The 18,849-nt window shown below is 60.5% G+C and carries 18 protein-coding genes and 1 pseudogene; 4 read left to right on the forward strand and 15 right to left on the reverse strand.

The features are described from left to right. From AACY42_RS15170 to AACY42_RS15180, 3 genes and pseudogenes are all read right to left on the reverse strand, one after another. Positions 1-103: pseudogene (locus AACY42_RS15170) on the reverse strand (IS5/IS1182 family transposase); the annotation flags it as partial. 267 nt (positions 104-370) lie between these two features. Continuing rightward, positions 371-2,158, reverse strand: a complete 1,788-nt coding sequence (locus AACY42_RS15175; protein ID WP_339480495.1) for a bifunctional diguanylate cyclase/phosphodiesterase — start codon at positions 2,156-2,158, stop codon at positions 371-373. 117 nt (positions 2,159-2,275) lie between these two features. Beyond that, positions 2,276-4,354, reverse strand: a complete 2,079-nt coding sequence (locus tag AACY42_RS15180; protein ID WP_339480749.1) for a carboxy terminal-processing peptidase — start codon at positions 4,352-4,354, stop codon at positions 2,276-2,278. 139 nt (positions 4,355-4,493) lie between these two features. Between AACY42_RS15180 and AACY42_RS15185 the strand changes: the two genes are divergently transcribed. From AACY42_RS15185 to AACY42_RS15195, 3 genes are all read left to right on the forward strand, one after another. After that, complete coding sequence (locus AACY42_RS15185; protein WP_339480498.1) at positions 4,494-5,456, forward strand: zinc-binding dehydrogenase; 963 nt, start codon at positions 4,494-4,496, stop codon at positions 5,454-5,456. A gap of 317 nt (positions 5,457-5,773) precedes the next feature. After that, on the forward strand, positions 5,774-6,409 hold the full coding sequence (locus tag AACY42_RS15190; RefSeq protein WP_339480499.1) for a DUF1326 domain-containing protein: 636 nt from the start codon (positions 5,774-5,776) through the stop codon (positions 6,407-6,409). A gap of 2 nt (positions 6,410-6,411) precedes the next feature. Beyond that, the gene (locus AACY42_RS15195) at positions 6,412-7,200 is read left to right on the forward strand and encodes a DUF2182 domain-containing protein (RefSeq protein WP_339480501.1); all 789 of its coding nucleotides are present in this window, start codon (positions 6,412-6,414) and stop codon (positions 7,198-7,200) included. Positions 7,201-7,308: 108 nt separating this feature from the next. Here AACY42_RS15195 and AACY42_RS15200 read toward each other — a convergent pair whose 3' ends face one another. The 6 genes from AACY42_RS15200 to AACY42_RS15225 form a co-directional block, all read right to left on the reverse strand. Further along, complete coding sequence (locus AACY42_RS15200; RefSeq protein ID WP_339480503.1) at positions 7,309-7,962, reverse strand: HAD family hydrolase; 654 nt, start codon at positions 7,960-7,962, stop codon at positions 7,309-7,311. Between the two features lie 46 nt (positions 7,963-8,008). Then, positions 8,009-8,998, reverse strand: a complete 990-nt coding sequence (locus tag AACY42_RS15205; RefSeq protein ID WP_339480505.1) for an ABC transporter ATP-binding protein — start codon at positions 8,996-8,998, stop codon at positions 8,009-8,011. Then, complete coding sequence (locus AACY42_RS15210; protein ID WP_339480508.1) at positions 8,995-9,795, reverse strand: ABC transporter permease; 801 nt, start codon at positions 9,793-9,795, stop codon at positions 8,995-8,997. The genes AACY42_RS15205 and AACY42_RS15210 overlap by 4 nt, the downstream gene beginning before the upstream one ends. Next, the gene (locus tag AACY42_RS15215; protein WP_161798371.1) at positions 9,782-10,618 is read right to left on the reverse strand and encodes an ABC transporter permease; all 837 of its coding nucleotides are present in this window, start codon (positions 10,616-10,618) and stop codon (positions 9,782-9,784) included. The genes AACY42_RS15210 and AACY42_RS15215 overlap by 14 nt, the downstream gene beginning before the upstream one ends. A 5-nt stretch (positions 10,619-10,623) precedes the next feature. Continuing rightward, complete coding sequence (locus tag AACY42_RS15220) at positions 10,624-11,430, reverse strand: alkaline phosphatase family protein (protein ID WP_339480510.1); 807 nt, start codon at positions 11,428-11,430, stop codon at positions 10,624-10,626. 211 nt (positions 11,431-11,641) lie between these two features. Then, complete coding sequence (locus AACY42_RS15225; RefSeq protein ID WP_339480511.1) at positions 11,642-12,709, reverse strand: ABC transporter substrate-binding protein; 1,068 nt, start codon at positions 12,707-12,709, stop codon at positions 11,642-11,644. A gap of 349 nt (positions 12,710-13,058) precedes the next feature. Here AACY42_RS15225 and AACY42_RS15230 point away from each other — a divergent pair, with 349 nt between their 5' ends. Further along, positions 13,059-13,802 carry a UTRA domain-containing protein gene (locus AACY42_RS15230; RefSeq protein WP_339480513.1) on the forward strand — a complete coding sequence of 248 codons (744 nt, stop codon included), beginning with the start codon at positions 13,059-13,061 and terminating at the stop codon, positions 13,800-13,802. Between the two features lie 7 nt (positions 13,803-13,809). Here the strand turns inward: AACY42_RS15230 and AACY42_RS15235 are convergent, their stop codons facing one another. From AACY42_RS15235 to minD, 6 genes are all read right to left on the reverse strand, one after another. Continuing rightward, the gene (locus AACY42_RS15235; protein ID WP_339480514.1) at positions 13,810-13,992 is read right to left on the reverse strand and encodes a hypothetical protein; all 183 of its coding nucleotides are present in this window, start codon (positions 13,990-13,992) and stop codon (positions 13,810-13,812) included. 264 nt (positions 13,993-14,256) lie between these two features. Next, entirely contained in the window at positions 14,257-15,546 is a 1,290-nt protein-coding gene (locus tag AACY42_RS15240) for a M18 family aminopeptidase (protein WP_339480516.1), read from the reverse strand. Between the two features lie 102 nt (positions 15,547-15,648). After that, positions 15,649-16,752, reverse strand: coding sequence for a hypothetical protein (locus AACY42_RS15245; RefSeq protein ID WP_339480517.1), 1,104 nt, complete (start codon positions 16,750-16,752; stop codon positions 15,649-15,651). 43 nt (positions 16,753-16,795) lie between these two features. After that, the gene (locus AACY42_RS15250) at positions 16,796-17,431 is read right to left on the reverse strand and encodes an RluA family pseudouridine synthase (protein WP_339480520.1); all 636 of its coding nucleotides are present in this window, start codon (positions 17,429-17,431) and stop codon (positions 16,796-16,798) included. Between the two features lie 184 nt (positions 17,432-17,615). Then, on the reverse strand, positions 17,616-17,870 hold the full coding sequence (minE, locus tag AACY42_RS15255) for a cell division topological specificity factor MinE (RefSeq protein WP_007940845.1): 255 nt from the start codon (positions 17,868-17,870) through the stop codon (positions 17,616-17,618). Next, entirely contained in the window at positions 17,870-18,682 is an 813-nt protein-coding gene (minD, locus tag AACY42_RS15260; protein WP_058542331.1) for a septum site-determining protein MinD, read from the reverse strand. Before minD ends, minE begins: the two co-directional genes overlap by 1 nt. Positions 18,683-18,849: the final 167 nt, after the last annotated feature.

The following is an 18,849-nucleotide window of genomic DNA, read 5'->3' on the forward strand; positions in this document are numbered from 1 at the left end:
CTTTCCAAGGCACTACCTGATCCATCTCGATCAGGAACAACTCCTTGCGGGTCTGCTTGCGCTTGCCGGCGTACTCGGCATCGGCGAAGGTCATCTGTTTCATCATTGAAAAGCTCGGCGACTGGTGCCCGGTGATTTTGCCAAATCAGGAAGTCTTTTTCAGAGTTTCCTTAGAGGATTTGATCACGCTCTGCGTGGGAATGTATCCCGTGACGCTCTGCGTCACCTTCCAGAAGCGGAACGCGGAGCGTCCCTGGCGGCGTTCCCACGCAGGAGCGTGGGAACGATCAACACGCAGCCCAGCGTGAGCAAGCTCCCTCGCCACAGGGTTGGCGCCAGGCGTTCGGGCTGTGGTGAATGGAGAATCCGCTTACACCGTCAAACCCAACCCCACCACAACCTCCCGCTCCGCCAAACCCTCCACCAAATACACACTCCCGCCCAAAATGTCCTTGGCATGATGCTTGGCCTGCGAAGCCAGCTCAGCCAACTGACTGGCATCCAATTCCTCACAGGCCTCGGTGCGCAGATGCACCACGCCAATCGACAATGACAACAGCGCGAACTCCTGTCGAACGCCCTGTCGGTTCAACGCTGTAAAGCATCCCGTCTCCAGGTGTTCGGGGCGGTAGAAGCGCCGGCAGTGGGTCTGGAAGTCGCTGAGTAGCTGGTCCAGGCGTCTGCGCCAGTCTTCCGGGCCGAGGACCAGCAGGAAGTCGTCGCCGCCGATGTGGCCGACGAAGTCGCGGCTGGGGTCGATGCGTTCGTTCAGGCATTGGGCCAGGCACAGCAGGACCTCGTCGCCGCGCCCGTAGCCGTAGAGGTCGTTGAAGGGTTTGAAACTGTCGATGTCCACGTAGCAGATCACCGATTCCTGCCGTTGTTGCAGCAGGCGCGTGAGGCATTGCTGGATCGGGACGTTGCCCGGCAGCAGGGTCAGGGGGTTCGCGTAGCGGGCCTGTTGGATTTTCAGTTCGGTGATGAGCTTGAGCACGTCGATTACCCGGCCCAGGCCCAGGTAGCCGCCGTTGAGGGTGATGATGAAGTCTTCTTCGATGCGTTGTCGGGCGCGGCTGGTGATCAGGCGGCTGACTTGTTGCAGCGACTGGTTCAACTCCACTGCGAGAAAGTCGTCGCGCATCAAGCGGCTGATGGGTTTGCGGGCGAACAGGTCGGTGGCGAAGGGCTTGAGCAAGGCGTCCGAGAGCGAATGGCGATGAACGATGCCGCAGGGCTGCCCTTGATCATCCAGCACCGCCAGGGAGTTGAGGTTGGCCTGGCGCCGGAACGCTTCCAGCACGGTGGCTGTTGGCGTGTTGTGGGCCACTGCCGTTTGCTCGTTGAGCAGCGCACTGAGGTCGTTGACCTCATCGCTCAACGTCGCCACGCCGCTGTCCTGCTTGGGCATCAGGGCCTTGGCATCGCGTGACGGTTGTTCCTGAGGCCGCGCCAGCAGATAGCCCTGGACCAAGTCGACGCCCATTTCGATCAGCACTGCCAGTTCTTCCGGCAGTTCGATGCCCTCGGCAATCACCTGGGCGCGGGAGGCCCGGGCGATTTTCAGGATAGAACCCACGAATTCGCGCTTGAGGGCGTCCTGGTGGATGCCGTCGATGAAATGCCGGTCGATCTTCACGTAATCGGGCCGCAATTCGGACCACAGTCGCAGGCTCGAATAACCGGCGCCCAAGTCGTCCAGGGCAATCGAGAAACCCATGGCCCGATAATGATGCAGGGCGGTTTGAAGGCGCTGGAAGTCATCGATGGGGGTTTGTTCGGTCAGTTCGATCACGACCTGGCTGGGCGCGATGCCGAGGTCCTGCAGCAGTTGCAGCGTGCGCCCCGTCTGGTGTGCCGATTCCAGCAGGGACTCGGGCGAGACGTTGAGAAACAGTTTGCCCGGCAGCTTTTGCTCATTGAAGCGTTGGCAGGCGCTGCGGCGACAGGCCAGTTCCAATTCGCTGAGGCGGCCGGCCTGGCGGGCCACGGAGAGCAGCGCGATGGGCGAGTGCAACGGGCTGTTGGAGGGGCCGCGGGTCAAGGCTTCATAACCCACGATGCGCCGTTCGGAAAGGCAGATGATCGGTTGGAACAGGCTGTGCAAACCGCTTTGAGCCAGGATCGAACTCAAGGCACTCAGCTGCTCTGTCGTGGTCATGGTAATCTCTGGCGATAAAAAAGGACCGGGTGCGCGGCACCCGGTCCTGTATTTCACGACAGACTGATGTCAGTTTGATGACACTGCGACGAGCATCACCATTAAATGGCCATCATCTTAGTGCTTGGCGATCGCCGTATTGAGTTTCAGGTAATCCAGCAGGATCCGCCCGGTCTCGCTCAGGTAGGCATCGTCTTCCGGTTTGGTTTTCTCCGGCTCCGTGATCAGGTCTTCGTCCTCTTTCTTCAGCTCTTTGAGCGGTTCTTCGTCCTTGGCTTTGCGACGCTGGTTTTCCAGGGTCAGTTGCTTGGCCTCGATGTCGGCATGCTGCGCGCGACGCTCGGCTTCGTTGAGGGTGACGGTTTTTTCCATCATCAACTTCTGCGCCAAGGCCAGCTTGTCGCGGATGAACACGAATTCCGCGTCCTGGGACGAGCGCGCGTCGTGGTCGGACTTGAGTTGGGCCAGGAACGGTTTGAATGGGTCCACGGCCGGTTTGATCGCGGGCCGGATGGTGTCCCATGGCATGGCTTCGGGCAGGGCGCTTTCACCGATTTCCTTGGTGTCGATGATCGACGGGTAATCGATGTCAGGCAGCACGCCCTGGTGCTGGGTGCTCTGTCCGGAAACCCGGTAGAACTTCGCCAGGGTTAGTTTCAGTTCGCCATGGTTGAGCGGCTGGATGGTCTGCACGGTGCCTTTGCCGAAGGTCTGGCCGCCGATGATCAGCGCACGGTGATAGTCCTGCATCGCACCGGCGAAAATTTCCGAGGCCGACGCGGACAGGCGATTGACCAGCAAGGCCATTGGCCCCTTGTAGAACGCGCCCGGGTTTTCGTCTTCCAGCACATCCACCCGGCCATCGGCGTTACGCACGAGCACGGTCGGGCCCTTGTCGATGAACAGGCTGGTCAACTCTGTGGCTTCCTGCAGGGAGCCACCGCCGTTGTTGCGCAAGTCGATGACGACGCCGTCGACCTTTTCCTTCTGCAGTTCGGTCAGCAGCTTCTTGACGTCGCGGGTGGTGCTCTTGTAGTTCGGATCCCCGGCGCGGAAGGCCTTGAAGTCCAGGTAGAAAGCCGGGATCTCAATGATGCCGAGCTTGTAGTCCTTGCCGTCCTGCTTGAGGTTGAGGACCGATTTTTTCGCCGCCTGTTCTTCCAGCTTCACCGCTTCACGGGTGATGGACACGACCTTGCTGGTCTGGTCGTTCGGGGCATTGCTGGCCGGGATGACTTCCAGGCGCACCACCGAGCCTTTCGGACCACGGATCAGCTTGACCACTTCGTCCAGGCGCCAGCCGACCACGTCGACCATTTCCTTGTTGCCTTGGGCGACGCCGATGATCTTGTCCGCCGGGCTGACCTGTTTGGTCTTGTCCGCAGGGCCCGCCGGGACCAGGCGCACGATTTTCACTTGGTCGTTGTCGCTCTGCAGTACCGCACCGATGCCTTCCAGGGACAGGCTCATGTTGATGTCGAAGTTTTCCGCGTTATCTGGCGACAGATAATTGGTGTGCGGGTCGTAGGACATGGCGAAGGTGTTGATGTACGCCTGGAAAATGTCCTCGGCGCGGGTCTGGTCCAGGCGAGCCAATTGGTTCTTGTAGCGCTTGGTCAGGGTTTCCTGGATCTGCTTGGGGTCCTTGCCGGAAATCTTCATGCGCAGCACTTCGTCCTTGACGCGCTTGCGCCACAGGTCATCGAGTTCGGCTGTGCTTTTGAGCCAGGGGGCGTCTTTGCGGTCGACTTGCAAGGTTTCCTTGGTATTGAAATCGATTTTGTCGACGCCTTTGTTCAGCTCGGCAAGGGTGAAATCCAGGCGCGATTTCACGCGGTCCAGGTAGCGCTTGTAGATGGTGAACCCGGCGTTCAGGTCGCCGCTCTTGAGGAAATCGTCGAACTGGGTCTTCCACTTGTTGAATTCGGCGATGTCGCTGGCCAGGAAATAACTGCGCGAGGGATCAAGCAGCTTCAGGTAGCTGTCGTAGATGATGACCGAGCGCGCATCATCGAGCGGTGGCTTGCTGTAGTGATGGCGTTTGAGCAACTCGACGACGTTAAGGCTGGCAATCACCTCGTCACGATCGGGCCGAAGCTTGTCCCAACTGTTGGCTGCGAACGTATCGTTCGACAACGGTAACAGGCCGAGGCCAATGACGAGCGCGAGGGCGGTACTGGGGAACAGGTGCTTCATGCTGATTCGACGCAGGGACAATTGATAACGCATATTAGGCCGTCTTTGAAGTCGCCGGTTCCATGTGGCCCGGGCGCATAATGCAAGAAAGCCCGGCGTTGAAGCAGCGGGCCCAGTCGAGACTCACTATGGAGGCACCGTGAAAGCATTGCAAGGCGTTGAAGGCCAAGTGGTATGGGCTGATGAGCCAAGTCCGGCGTGTGATGTCGGGCAAGTTCGCATTCGTGTGGCGGCCGCCGGCCTGAATCGGGCCGATTTGTTGCAAAAAGCCGGACTTTACCCGCCGCCACCCGGCGCCAGCCAGGTGCTGGGGCTGGAATGTTCCGGGGTGATCAGCGAGGTTGGGCCGGGCTCGTCCTGGCAGGTGGGCGACCGCGTTTGTGCATTGCTGGCCGGCGGCGGGATGGCCGAGGAAGTGGTGGTCGATGGCCGGCATGTATTGCCGGTACCCGAGGGCTTGTCATTGGCTGAAGCGGCCGCGCTGCCGGAGGTCTACAGCACGGCGTGGTTGAACCTGTTCCAGTTGGCGGCGCTCAAACCGGGTGAAAAAGTGCTACTGCACGCTGGCGCCAGTGGCGTCGGCTCGGCCGCGATCCAGCTGTGCAAGGCGTTCGGCAACCCATGTTGGGTCAGTGTCGGTTCGACCGAGCGGCTGGCCTATTGCGAGGCCCTGGGCGCCCAGGGCGGCGTGGTACGCACCGATGGCCTGGAGAGTTTGAACGACCTCGGTCCCTTCGACGTGATCCTCGATCCGGTGGGCGGCAGCTACGCCCAACTCAACGTGAAACTTTTGTCAGTTGACGGCCGTTGGGTGTTGATCGGCCTGATGGGCGGGCGCTCGACCGAACTCGATCTGGCTCAGGTGCTGGGCAAGCGTATCCAACTGCTCGGCTCGACCCTGCGCAGCCGCGACGAGCAGTTCAAGGCCGACCTGATCAGCGAGCTGGGCCAACAGGTGTGGCCGCTGTTTGCCGATAAACGCCTGAGCCCGCAACTGGCCCGGACCTTCGCGATCAAGGACGCCGAAGCGGCGTTCGCGGAACTGGCGACCAACCAGGTGTCCGGGAAGCTGGTGTTGGTGATCGATGAAAGCCTGAGCTGATTTCGACAGCTATGTGCGACCCGTGGCAACTGTGTAGACGCTACGCAGGAGCTGAGTAGGAGCTGTCGAGTGAAACGAGGCTGCGATCTTTCCCAAGACACCTGAATCTCAAGCGAAAGATCAAAAGATCAAAAGATCGCAGGCTTCGCCAGCTCCTACAGGTCCGCGCCGACATGACTGGCACCCTCATCCTTATCGACGCTGGCTTGCACCTTCGGTCGGCAGCCCCTGTCTGATGCGCGCGTCCTGCTAGCGTTAACTAATGGGGGATGGGGCAACCGCAGCTTTCATTTCACCAGTAGGTGAAGAGGTTGATTATGGCCATCGCCGAATGGCGCATGCAGGGCGTCGAATTCATTGCCTGCAACTGCAATTGGGGCTGCCCCTGTCAATTCAATGCGCCACCGACCCATGGTCACTGCCAGGCGGTGGCGTCGATGCGAGTGGAACACGGGTATTTCAATCAGGTCGCGCTGGACGGATTGTGCTGGGCCGCCACTTTCGCTTGGCCGGGTGCCATCCATGAGGGCAACGGCAGTTGTCAGGTGTTCATCGATGAACGCGCCGACGAGGCGCAACGCCAGGCTCTGCTGACCATCCTCTCTGGCCTGGAGAGCGATCCAGGGGTCAACGTGTTTCAGGTGTTCAGCAGCACCATGAGTGAAGCGTTCGAACCGCTGTTCGTGCCTATTACCCTCTCCATTGATGTCGATCAGCGCTTGGCGCACCTGGATATTCCTGGCGTGTTGCAGGCCAGCGGCGAGCCGATCCGCAGCCCGATCGACGGCTCACCTCATCGAGTCCGCCTGTCCCTGCCCAACGGCTTCGAGTTCCTCGAGGCCGAAGTAGCCAGCGGCAGCTACCAGACGCATGCAGCCCTAAAACTACAAGCCCAGGGCAGTCATAGCCACCTCGCCCACGTGCACTTCACCGGTCATGGCATAGAGCCGTAAAGATGGCAGAACCTCAGGTGGCGAGGCAGAGCAAGCGACTGACAGGCGAGCAGCTGCTGCTCCTGCTCTGCCTGTTCGCGCTGACCGCCCTGGCCTGGCTGATACTGCTGCGGATGGCTCGGGACATGAGTGCGCCGGGTGGCATGGCTGATGCGGCAATGGGCGGCATGCTCATGCCCTGGAGCCTGGCCGATACACTGCTGATGTTCGCCATGTGGGGGGTGATGATGGTCGGCATGATGCTGCCCAGCACCCTGCCCATGCTGTTGATCTACCAGCAGATGCTGCGCAAGCGTATGCCGGCACCGCAGCGACACCTGGCCCTGCTGCTGTTCTGCAGCGCCTATGTTCTGGTCTGGGCCGGTTTCGCCCTGGGCGCCACGGCGCTGCAATGGGCGCTCGAGCAACTCGCTCTGCTCAGTCCGGGGATGCGCAGCACCAGTACCGCGTTGGGCGCCGGCCTGCTGCTGGTCGCAGGCGTCTATCAGTGGCTGCCAGGCAAGGCGGTCTGCCTTGAGCATTGTCGCGGGCCGTTACATTTTCTGCTCGGCTACTGGCGCCCCGGCGTACTCGGCGGCTGGCGCATGGGCCTGGCCCATGGCGCTTATTGCCTGGGCTGCTGCTGGGCCCTGATGGGCCTGCTGTTTGTGGTCGGCGTGATGAACCTGCTTTGGGTGGCCGTGATCGGTGTCTTTATCTTGTTGGAGAAAAACCTACCGCAGGGACTCTGGCTCAGCCGTCTCTGCGGTTTGTTGTTGCTCGGTTGGGGCATGTGGCTGCTGCTGGGCTGAACCTGAACCTGTGGGAGCTGAGCTTGCTCGCGATAGCGGTGTATCAGATAAATCAATGCCGGCTGATCCACCGCTATCGCGAGCAAGCTCGCTCCCACACGAGGCTGCTTATTTCCAACTATGGATTGGCCACCCGGCCGATTCGGCATGGGCCTTCAATACCGGGTCCGGGTTCACCACATGCGGGTAATCGACCTTGAGCAGCAACGGCAGGTCATTGCGCGAGTCGGAATAGAAACTCGCGCCTTCCAGGTTCTCTTCCTCGGCGTCCAGCCAGTCCAGCAACCGGGCGATCTTGCCTTCGCGGTAGGTCAGGGTGCCGACGGTCTGGCCGCTGTACACCCCATGAGCCACGTCAAGTTCGATCGCCAGGATCTCGTCGATGCCCAGGCGTTCGGCAATGGGCTTGACCAGGTGCGTGCCCGAGGCTGAGATCACCAGGATCCGGTCGCCGGCCTTGCGGTGTTCGGCGATGGTCTTGGTGGCGTCGCTGAAGATGATCGGTTCGATGAAGTCTTCCACCCAGGGCGCCACCAAGTGTTCGATTTCTTCCGGCGTGCGGCCGATCATCGGTTCCAGGCTGAAGTCCATGTACTCTTCCATGCTCAGCTTGCCGTGGCTGTAGGCGTCCATCAGCGCGTCGTTGCGTTGCATGAACGACTCGGGGTCGACCCAGCCCAGGCGTCCCATCTGTGCGCTCCAGAGGGTGGAGCAGTCGCCGTGGATAAGGGTTTCGTCCAGATCAAAAATTGCCAGGGCCATCAGCGCGTTTTCCTTTTCAAGATCAGCTTCAAAATCGATAAAGCCGTCAGGCTACCTCACACAGTGCCGACGGATCGATGGAAAATGACAATCGTGCGCCATCGGGGTGCAAGTCGGCGGCCGAGCGATTGAGTACATCCACCACCAGTTCCACGCCGCGGGCCTCGACCCGGTAGCGAATCACGTTGCCCAACAGGCTGTGGCTGCGGATCAGCGCGTCGGCCTCGCCGCTACGGCTCAGCTCGATGGCTTCGGGGCGGATGGCGATACGACCGTTCACCGGCCGTTGCAGCAGTTTGGTCGCGCTGTCGGCGTCCAGCAGGTTGTAGTTGCCGATAAAACCGGCGGCAAAGACATCGATTGGCGCAGTGTAAAGGGTTTCGGCATCACCGCTTTGTACGATCTTTCCCTGGTTCATCAGGAAAATCCGGTCAGACATGGTCAGGGCTTCTTCCTGGTCGTGTGTGACGAAAATCGTGGTCAGGCCCAACTCACGCTGGATCTGTCGGATCTGTTCGCGCAAGTGCTTGCGAATCCGTGCATCCAGGGCCGACAGCGGCTCGTCCAGTAGCAACAGGCGCGGCCGGGTCACCAGGGAACGGGCCAGGGCGACGCGCTGGCATTGGCCACCGGAAAGTTGATGGGGATAGCGGCCGGCAAAATCATGCAGCTCCACCAGGTGCAGGATCTCCAGCACGCGCTGGCGGCTGTCCGCGGCATCGACTTTTTGCATGCGCAGGCCGAAGGCAACGTTCTGCTCCACCGTCATGTTGGGGAACAAGGCGTAGCTCTGGAAGACCATGCCGATGCCGCGTTTCTGCGGGCTCAACGGGACGATGTCTTGCCCGTCGAGGATGATCTGGCCGGCATCCACCGCGGTCAGGCCGGCAATGCAGCGCAGCAACGTGGACTTGCCACAACCGGAAGGGCCGAGGAGGGTGACGAATTCGCCCTTGCGGATCTCGCAATTGATGTCGCTGAACACGGGTGTGCCGGCGTAGCTTTTTTGCAGGTGTTGGACGCTGACGTAGCTCATTGGCTTTTGTCCTTGTTCAAGATGTTGGCCGCCCAGGTCAGGACCAGTACGAAGAGGAAATAGGAAATCACCAGCGCACTGGTGAAGTGGCCGCTGCTGTTGCGCATGTTGTTCAGGTACACCTGCAGGGTTTCATAGCGGGTGCCAACGAGGATGTTGGCAAACACGAATTCGCCGAACAGGAACGAGAAGGACAGCAGCAGCGCCACCATCAGGCCCTTGCGCAGGTTTGGCAGCACCACCAGGAATGCGGCCTGGAAGGTGCTGGCGCCGAGCAGTTGGGCGGCGTCCATCAGGTCGCGCAGGTTGATCGCTTGCAGGTTGTTGGTGATTGCCCGGTACATGAACGGCAGGGCGACGGTGAAGTAGCAACCGATCAGGATCCACGGCGTACCGACCATCGCCAGCGGCCCGGAGCCGTAGAGTTGCAACAGACCTACCGACGACACCACCGGCGGCACCGCAAAGGGCAGCAGGATGAGGATGTTCATCAGGGCGTCGAGTCTGGGGAAGTGGTAATGCACCACGAACAGCAACGGCAGGATCAATACCACCGAGAGCACCAGGGCACCGACGCAGACCAGCAGCGATTGGCCGAAGGCGTGGAGAAAACGCGGATCGCTCCACAACTGCACATACCATTTGAACGTGAAGCCGCTGGGTAGCACGGTGGCCGACCAACTGCTGGCGATGGAGTAGACGAGCGTGCCGGCCAGGGGCAGCAGCAAGATGGCGAACAGCAGGTACACCACCACCCGATGATAGAGCCCGACGGAGCCCGGTTCAGCGCGAGACATGGTAGCTCCTCTTGAGCAGCAACTGATGGACGATGGTGACCACGGTCATCAACGCCACCAATATCACGGCCAGGGCACTGGCCATGTTCGGGTCGAGGGAAATGTCGCCAGAGACCATGGCGGCGATGCGAATCGGCAGCACGTTGAAGTTGCCGGTGGTCAGCGCATAGACCGTGGCGTAGGCGCCGAGGGCGTTGGCCAGCAGGATCACGAAGGTGCCCAGCAGCGCCGGGGTCAGCACCGGCAAGCCGATGTGTCGCCAGAACTGCCAGCCGTTGGCGCCCAGCAGCTCGGCGGATTCGCGCCAGTCTTCGCGCAGGGCGTCGAAGGCCGGATAGAGCAGCAGCACGCCCAGGGGGATCTGGAAGTAGGTGTAGAGAATGATCAGCCCGGTTTTCGAGTACAGGTTGAAATCCTCGATGATGCCCGCCTGTTTGAGCATGATCGTGATGCTGCCGTTGAACCCGAGCAAAATGATGAAGGCGAAGGCCAGGGGCACGCCGGCGAAGTTACTGGTCATGTTGGCAAAGGCGTTGACGAAGTTGCGCAGGCGCGAATCCACACGGCGCAGGGAGTAGCTGCCGAGCACGGCGATGACAATGCCGAACACACTTGACCAGAAACTGATCTCCAGGCTGTGCTGGATTGCTTGCAGGTAGAACTTGGAGCTGAAGATCTTGCTGAAGTTGGCCAGGCCCCAGCCGAACTCTTCCGATTCCAGGCTGTTGACCAGCACCCAGAGCAGCGGGGCGATCTGGAACACGATGAAGAAAATCGCGAAGGGCACCAGGCACAACGCTGCCAGCCATTTGCCGCGCGTCATGGCGTTCACTTGAGTAACTCCTGGCAGTAGGGTTTGTCGTGGTCGACGCCGAGCAATTGGCAAATGGTGCCGCACAGGTCGGTCTGCCGGGGCGTGGCCGCGGGATCGAAACTGAAGCCGCTGCCCAAGACAAACAGCGGCACTTCCCGTTCTTCGGCCAGCAGACCGTTGTGGGAACGGTCGTTGTTCATGCCGTGGTCGGACGTCACCAGCACCTGGTAACCGGCGTCGAGCCAGGCTTGCAGGTAGACCGCCAGGTTGATGTCCGCCGAGCGGGCGCTGTTGCGGTATTGCGGGGTGTCGAGGCCGTGCTTGTGGCCGGCGTCGTCGATGTTCATCGGGTGCACCAGCAGGAAGTTCGGCAAGTAGCGCTGGCGCAGGTGTTCGGCGTCGGCGAACAGGTGGGAATCGGGGTAGTGGTCATTCCAATAGAAATGCCCGTATTGAATCGGCAAGTCGGGGTTGTCGGTGTGACGGTCGCGACCGGCCACGAAGGGCGAGGCGTTGTAGAGCTCGCTGACCCAGTGATACGCCGCGGCCGCCGTACTCAAACCGGCCTGGGTGGTGTAGTGGAAAATGCTGCGCTGGTTCGACAGGCGCGAGACGTTGTTGTGCACGATCCCGCTGTCGATGGGCACGACGCCAGTGAGGATGCATTCGTAGAGTGGGCGCGACAGGGCGGGCAACTCACATTCCAGTTTGTAGAGGGCCGCGCGTCCTGCGCCGACGTAAGCCTGCAAATGCCCCATGGCATGCCGGGCGACCTCATGGTTGAGACCGTCGAGCACCACCAGGATGACGTTGTGCTTCATGGGTATCGGGACTCCGGGCAGATACCAGAAAACTCGGACTCAACAAGCTCCACTGTAAAAGCAGGCCTGTGGGAGCAAAGCCTGCTCGCGATAAACGATGACACGGTCTTGCAGTTGAACCGTGTCGCCTTCATCGCGAGCAGGCTTTGCTCCCACAGGGACTGCTTCCACAGTGGGGTGCCCAGTGGATATCCGAGCGGGAGCTACCGCCTTATTGCATGTTGATGATCACTTCTTCCTGCCACTTCTGCGGCAGTGCCTTGGAGGTCTTCTCCCACGCATCCGCGTCCTTGATCGGGGTCACGCCTTTGTACTGCTCGTTCGGCAGCAGCTTGGCCTTGACCTCTTCCGGCAGGGTCAGGTGCTCGGCGCGGATCGGACGGGCGTTGCCCTTGGCCAGGTTGATCTGGCCGGCGTCGCTGAAGATGTACTCACGAGCGAGTTTGGCGGCGTTCGGGTGCTTGGCGTATTTGTTGATGATGGTGGTGTAGCCGGAGATGACCGAGCCGTCGGACGGAATCAGCACGACGTAGTCATCCGGGTTGACCATCTTGGCCTTGTAGCTCAGACCGTTGAAATCCCAGACCACGCCGACTTCGACTTCACCTTTTTCCATGGTGGCGATGGTTGGGTTGGCCATGGACAGGCGCCCTTGCTTGGCGATCTCAGCAAACATCAACAGTGCCGGCTGGACGTTCTTCTCGTCGCCGCCGTTGGCCAGGGCCGCGGCCAGCACACCGTTGGCGGCTTGGGCGGCAGTGCTTACGTCACCGATGGAAACTTTGTATTTACCGGTCTTCAGGTCCGCCCACTTGGTCGGCACTTCGGAACCGTGCAACAGCTTCTTGTTGAAGATGAACGCGATGGTGCCGGTGTAGGCCAATGCCCAGTTGCCGTCATTGTCCTTGGCCCAGGCCGGTACTTGCTCCCAGGTGCTTGGCTTGTAGGGTTGGACCACGCCCTGCTTGACCGCGATCGGGCCGAAAGCCGCACCGACGTCGCCGATGTCGGCGCTGGCGTTGTCTTTCTCGGCGGCGAACTTGGCGATTTCCTGGGCCGAGCTCATGTCGGTGTCGATGTGTTTCAGGCCGTAGACCTTCGCCAGGTCGTCCCAGGTGCCTTTCCAGTTTGCCCAGTCATCGGGCATGCCGACGCTGTTTACGGTGCCTTCCGCTTTCGCAGCGGCTTCCAACGTTTTCAGATCGGTGTCAGCGGCCATGGCGGCGGTGCACATGGCAATGGTCGAGCCTAACAGTGATGCCAGGAAAAGCTGTTTCATCCGAAGCTCCTATGGGCGTTTTCAACGCTGCGATTGCGGTTGTGTTGGTCTAGGTCAGCAATACCTGAGCCAATGTAGGCGAGCCCTATGACATTTTGATGTCGGTGTTGGAGGGTCCAGGAAATATCCGGCTCGTGGAGGTTGGCTGCGAATTAAGCCTAGACCATGGTTAAACAGCTGATCTGAAAGGACTTGGCCGTTAATTTGCACGCCTGCAAAGCGACCGTTCGGCGGCTCTGTCATCTGCCAGTCATGTGCAGTGCCTAGGCTTGCTGGACCAAGAAGCGGATCGATGGACAGTCGATCTTGCGCCGAAACAGTGCTGGTCTAGTCCAAATAGGTAACGTTGATGCGCATCGATGCAACCAAAGCGGTGACAGCCATCGGACAGGTCTTGCAAGAGCAACTCGGCCACGGGTTGCTGGCGCCCGGCAGCAAGTTGCCGGCCGAGCGCAAGCTCAGTGAATTGTTCGGGACCACGCGGATTACCGTGCGTGAGGCGTTGTTGCAGCTTGAAGCCCGGGGGCAGATTTATCGGGAGGAGCGCCGGGGCTGGTTTGTTTCGCCGCCGCGCCTGGCCTACAACTTGATGCAGCGCAGCCATTTCCACGCCATGGTTGCAGCCCAGGGGCGTGTGCCTTCTACCCAAGTGATCTCGGCGCGCCTGCAACCTGCCTCGGCGGCGGTGTGTGCCTGGTTGCAGTTGCCGGCGTTGTCCAGCGTGATCCAGATCTGCCGCGTGCGGCGTATCGACGAGCGGCTGGTGCTGTACGTCGAGCACTACCTGAACCCGCAGTATTTTCCGGACATCCTCGGGTTCGACCTCAACCAGTCCATCACCGAGCTGTACGCCCGCCATTACGATCTGCACTACGGCCGGGTGAAGTTTGAAATCGTGCCCACCTCTTTACAGCCAGAAGCGGCAGCGGCGTTGAAGGTTTCGGTGGGCAGCCCCGGGCTTCGCATCGCACGGGTCAACTATGACCAGCATCAGCGGCTGATCGATTGCGACCTGGAGTTCTGGCGACACGATGCGATCCATGTCGGCGTGGATGTGCCGGAGCAACCTGTACTGGAATCGCCCGCAGCCTGAGGCTGGGTCAGAGCGACTCGTTGAGCTTGCTCAGGATTTTGATCACCACCGTGGCGAGGATCAACAACATGCCGATCCACATGGCAAAGACCCCAACGTTCTTGTCGCGGAAGTTGAAGCCGATGGCCAGCAGGATCATGCCAGCAAGGATGGGCACCAGCATGGCGTTGAACGAAGACATCGAGATCATGACGACAGCCTTGTCGGGGAGAGATAGGGTCAGTCTAGTTGGGGTTTGGCTGGGGTGTGCTGATGTATGTCACGGCCTCCCCAAATTTTGAGGCGGACATCATTGTGGCGAGGGAGCTTGCTCCCGCTGGGTTCTGTAGGAGCTGCCGAAGGCTGCGATCTTTTGATCTTTTGATCTTTCGCTTGAGACTCAAGTGTCTGGGGAAAGATCGCAGCCTCGTTGCACTCGACAGCTCCTACGGCCCAGCGGGAGCAAGCTCAGGGATCATGGCAACTCGCGAGAGGCGTAGAACGCGCTCAGCACCTTTACCAGATGCGCCAGGTCGTGGCTGCCGCACAGCTCGCGGATCGAATGCATGGCGAAGGTCGGCAGGCCGATGTCCACGGTGCGCACGCCCAGTTGACTGGCGGTGATCGGGCCGATGGTCGAGCCACAGCCCATGTCGCTGCGCACCACGAAGCTCTGCACCGGCACTTCTTCAGCCATGCACAGGTGGCGGAAGAACCCGGCGGTTTCGCTGTTGGTGGCGTAGCGCTGGTTGCTGTTGACCTTGATCACCGGCCCTGCGTTGAGCTTGGGGCCGTGGTTGGCGTCGTGCTTGTCGGCATAGTTGGGATGCACGCCGTGGGCGTTGTCGGCAGACACCAGCAGGGATTTCTGAATAGTGCGCACGAACGCTTCACCTTCAGGCAGCAGGCGACGCAAGGTCTGTTCCAGCATCGGCCCGTCGGCGCCACAGGCCGAGCATGAGCCGACCTCCTCGTGATCGTTGCACACCAGTACGCAGGTTTCTTCGGTGTCAGCGTTCAGCAACGCTTGCAGGCCGGCGTAGCACGACAGCAGGTTGTCCAGGCGCGCACCGGCGATGAAGTCGCCGTGCAGGCCAATGACCGCAGCGCTTTGCGTGTCGTAGAAGCTCAACTCGTAATCGAGTACTACGTCGGCATTCAGGCCGTGTTCGCGGGCCAGTTGATCGGTGAGCACGGCACGGAAATCGACGCGCTCGTCCCCGGCGAACTGGGCGAGGATCGGCGGCAGTTCATTCTGCGGGTTGATGGCCCAGCCTTGGTTGGCTTCGCGATTGAGGTGGATGGCCAGGTTCGGAATCGTGGCGATCGGTGCCTTGAAATCGATCAACTGGCTTTCGACCTTGCCATCGCGGCGGAAGGTCACGCGCCCGGCCAAGGACAGGTCGCGGTCGAACCACGGCGCCAGCAACGCGCCGCCGTAGACTTCCACGCCCAGTTGCCAGAACCCGTGGCGTTGCAGTTCCGGCTGCGGTTTGACCCGCAGGCAGGGGCTGTCGGTGTGGGCGCCGACCAGGCGGATGCCATCGTGCAACGGTGAGTGGCGGCCGAGCTTGAAGGCGATGATCGAGGAGTCGTTACGCGTGACGTAATAGCGACCATTGGGCTCGGTGGCCCAGGTCTCGCGTTCGTCAAGACGCTGATAGCCTGCCGCCTCCAGGCGCTTGGCAAGGCTGGCGGTGGCATGGAACGGGGTAGGGGAGGCCTTGAGGAAGTCGATCAGGCCCTGGTTCAACTCTGCACGCATAAGAAACTCCAGACAGCAATGGGCGGCAGTTTACCCCATCGACCGCCTGCATTGCAGACCCAATCCCCCATCACGGACCGTTCCGCAGCCCGGCCATTCTGGTCAGTCCGAGGCCGTGATCCGCTTGCGCAAGTGCGCCATGATCAAGGGCTTGTCTTGCCCCTTGGACGGCTCTGGCAGGTGCTGCGGCCAGTGCTCCAGTTGACCGAACAGCTGTTGCTGGCGCTCCGGGTCCAGGCGGAGAATCTCCCGCGATGCCGAATCCCACCAATGGTGCCGGCAAAGGTTGTAGTAAGGATGCTCCGGCGCCGCGCTGCCATACAGCAGGTCACGACCGATCCTGTGCAAGGCGCCGCGCTGGTGGCGCAATTTCCATTTGATCTTCAGACGCCGCCAGGCCGACGGGAAAGGCCGGGTGCGCGGTACATCATGGCAGCGCTCTATCAGCTGCTGGCTGAACGCCTCGCCGTGCTGGGCAAAGAAGTGCGCCAGCATGGTGTGGAAGAAGCGTTTTTCGGCGAAGTAGTGATAGGCGTGCTTGTTGGTTTCGTTAATGACCCGGTTGCGCAGGGTGAACGAAATCGCGATCTGTTCGATGGTGTGGATGTCGAAGCCGCCTTCGGTCCATTCATCGATCAGTTCGACGGCCTGGACCAGCAGTGCCGCGTCGTTGTCAGTCACGCCGCATAATCCGCTGTTGTAGAGCTTGAAGCTGTTGCTCGGGGTAATGCCGTGGCGGCGCAGGTGCGAACCCAGCTTGAGGTAATCCTCGCGTTTGCAGACGTATTCCCAGTTGTATTCGAAGCTGTCCATCAGGTAACGCCCTGGCTGGATTTGCTTGAACAGCAGGTCGGGATCGGCGAGGAAGAGCGTGTCGGTGTCGACGAACAGGGTCTTTTCCGCGAGCGTCAGGCCGGCCGCGATGGCGCAGGCCTTGCGCCGGTGAATGTAACCGTGATGGCCTTGCCACTCGGTCAGCAACTGCGGGCTCAGCGCGAGGGTCTCGACTGGCCAGTCCTGATAATCCTCGGGCCGGTCGGTCAGGATCCTGATGCTGGGCAGGGTCGCCGGATTGCCGTGGGCCAGGGCCGTCAGGATGCTGAACTTGGCTTCGTGGCGATAAGCGTCCTTGTCGCCGTAGATCAGGTACAGCAGTTGGTGACGAACTTTTTTGACGGGTGTTCCCTGAAAATCAATAACCTGCATGCCAAGCCTTTATCGGATAAAGCCATTTTTCATGGGGAATAATCTAGAACGGCGCCGGGCATTCGAAGCGCAAGCGCTCGCCGCTTTGCGGATGGGTGAAGCTCAGCATGCTGGCGTGCAGGCACAGGCGCGACCAGGCCGCGAGGGCCTGCGGGTGGGCGTAGAGTCCGTCGCCCAGCAACGGATGACCGATGGACAGCATGTGCACGCGCAATTGGTGCGAGCGTCCGGTAATCGGCGTGAGTTCGACCCGGCACCAATCGCCGCAACGTTCCAGCACGCGCCAGAAGGTCAGGGCGTGTTTGCCGTGCTCATGGTCTACCACATGCCGAGGTTTGGTCGGCGGGTCGTAGCGCAAGGGCAGGTCGATGCTGCCGCTGTCCAGTTCCGGTTGGCCCCAGCACAGCGCCGTGTAGGCTTTTTCGGTTTCGCGATCATGAAATTGCCGGGACAGTTCACGATGAGTGTCCGGGTCGCGGGCCAACAGGATGATGCCGGAGGTTTCCCAGTCCAGTCGGTGCACGATTCGGGCTTCCGGATAGCCGTTTTCCTGCAGGCGGGTGATCAGGCAGTCTTTGTTGTCGTCGGCCCGGCCGGGCACGGAGAGCAACAGGGTCGGCTTGTCGACCACCAGGACGGCGGCGTCCTGATGAATGATGCGGATGTTGGACAGGGGCATTAAAAGCAGTCTCGTTACAAACGCCAACGGCGGCTCGGGCCCATGTCCTATATGTAGGCGCTGGCGAAGCCTGCGATCTTTTCCGAGCTTCCTTGAGTTCAAGTCAAGATCAAAAGATCGCAGGCTTCGCCAGCTCCTACACAAGGGCGCTGAGCCCGAGCCGCCGTGGCTCCCGCAGGATCTATCAGCGATCCGGCAGGGTGATGTTGAGTTCCAGAATCGAGCAACTGCCCTGGTTTTCCAGTGCCACGTGCACGTCATCGCTACCGATGTTGACGTATTTGCGGATCACTTCCACCAGTTCCTTCTGCAAGGCCGGCAGGTAGTCAGGGGTGCTGCGTTGGCCGCGTTCGTGCGCCACGATGATCTGTAGACGCTCTTTCGCGACCGAGGCGGTACTGGGTTTTTTGTTGGCACGAAAGAAGTCAAAAAGGTTCATTACCTACCTCCAAACAGGCGCTCGAAGAAACCTTTCTTCGTTACATCGAGGAATCGATGCGCTACGGTTTTGCCCAGCAGGCGATCGACGGCATCGCTGTATGCCTGGCCGGCGTCACTCTGGTCGTCGAGAATCACCGGCACGCCGGAGTTGGAGGCCTTGAGTACCGCTTGGGATTCCGGAATGACACCCAGCAGGGTGACAGCGAGGATTTCCTTGACGTCTTCGACGCCGAGCATTTCGCCATCGCTGACCCGTTGTGGGTTGTAGCGTGTCAGCAGCAGGTGTTCCTTGATCGGTTCTTCGCCCTTCTCGGCGCGCCGGGACTTGCTCGCCAGCAGGCCCAACATGCGGTCGGAGTCACGGACCGACGACACTTCCGGGTTGGTCACGACGATCGCTTCGTCAGCGAAGTACATGGCCAGGTGGGCACCTTTCTCGATACCGGCCGGGGAGTCGCAGACCACGAACTCGAAGTCTTCCTTGAGTTGCATCAGGACTTTTTCCACGCCTTCCTGGGTCAGCGCGTCTTTGTCGCGGGTCTGACTGGCGGCCAGCACGTAGAGGTTCTCAAGGCGCTTGTCCTTGATCAGGGCTTGTTGCAGGTTCGCTTCGCCATTGACCACGTTGACGAAGTCGTAGACCACGCGCCGCTCGCAACCCATGATCAGGTCCAGGTTACGCAGACCGACGTCGAAGTCGACGATGACTGTCTTGTGGCCGCGCAGAGCGAGGCCGGTACCGATAGCGGCGCTGGTGGTGGTCTTACCCACACCACCCTTGCCGGATGTAACCACGAGAATCTTGGCCAAGGTGTTTCACCCCTAAGGAAAAAGGACTTTCTCAGTCCCTGAAAAACATCTCTGGAAAACGGCTGCAATTGGACAGGCTTGGCTGGAATCGGCTGTCGGGCGGGGTCTACCTCCGGTAAACACTGCCTGATCCTTTTTCCTACGTCGTTATAAGCCGTTTTCGCTCG

It is taken from the genome of Pseudomonas sp. RL_5y_Pfl2_73 (assembly GCF_963970515.1).
GTDB lineage: Bacteria > Pseudomonadota > Gammaproteobacteria > Pseudomonadales > Pseudomonadaceae > Aquipseudomonas.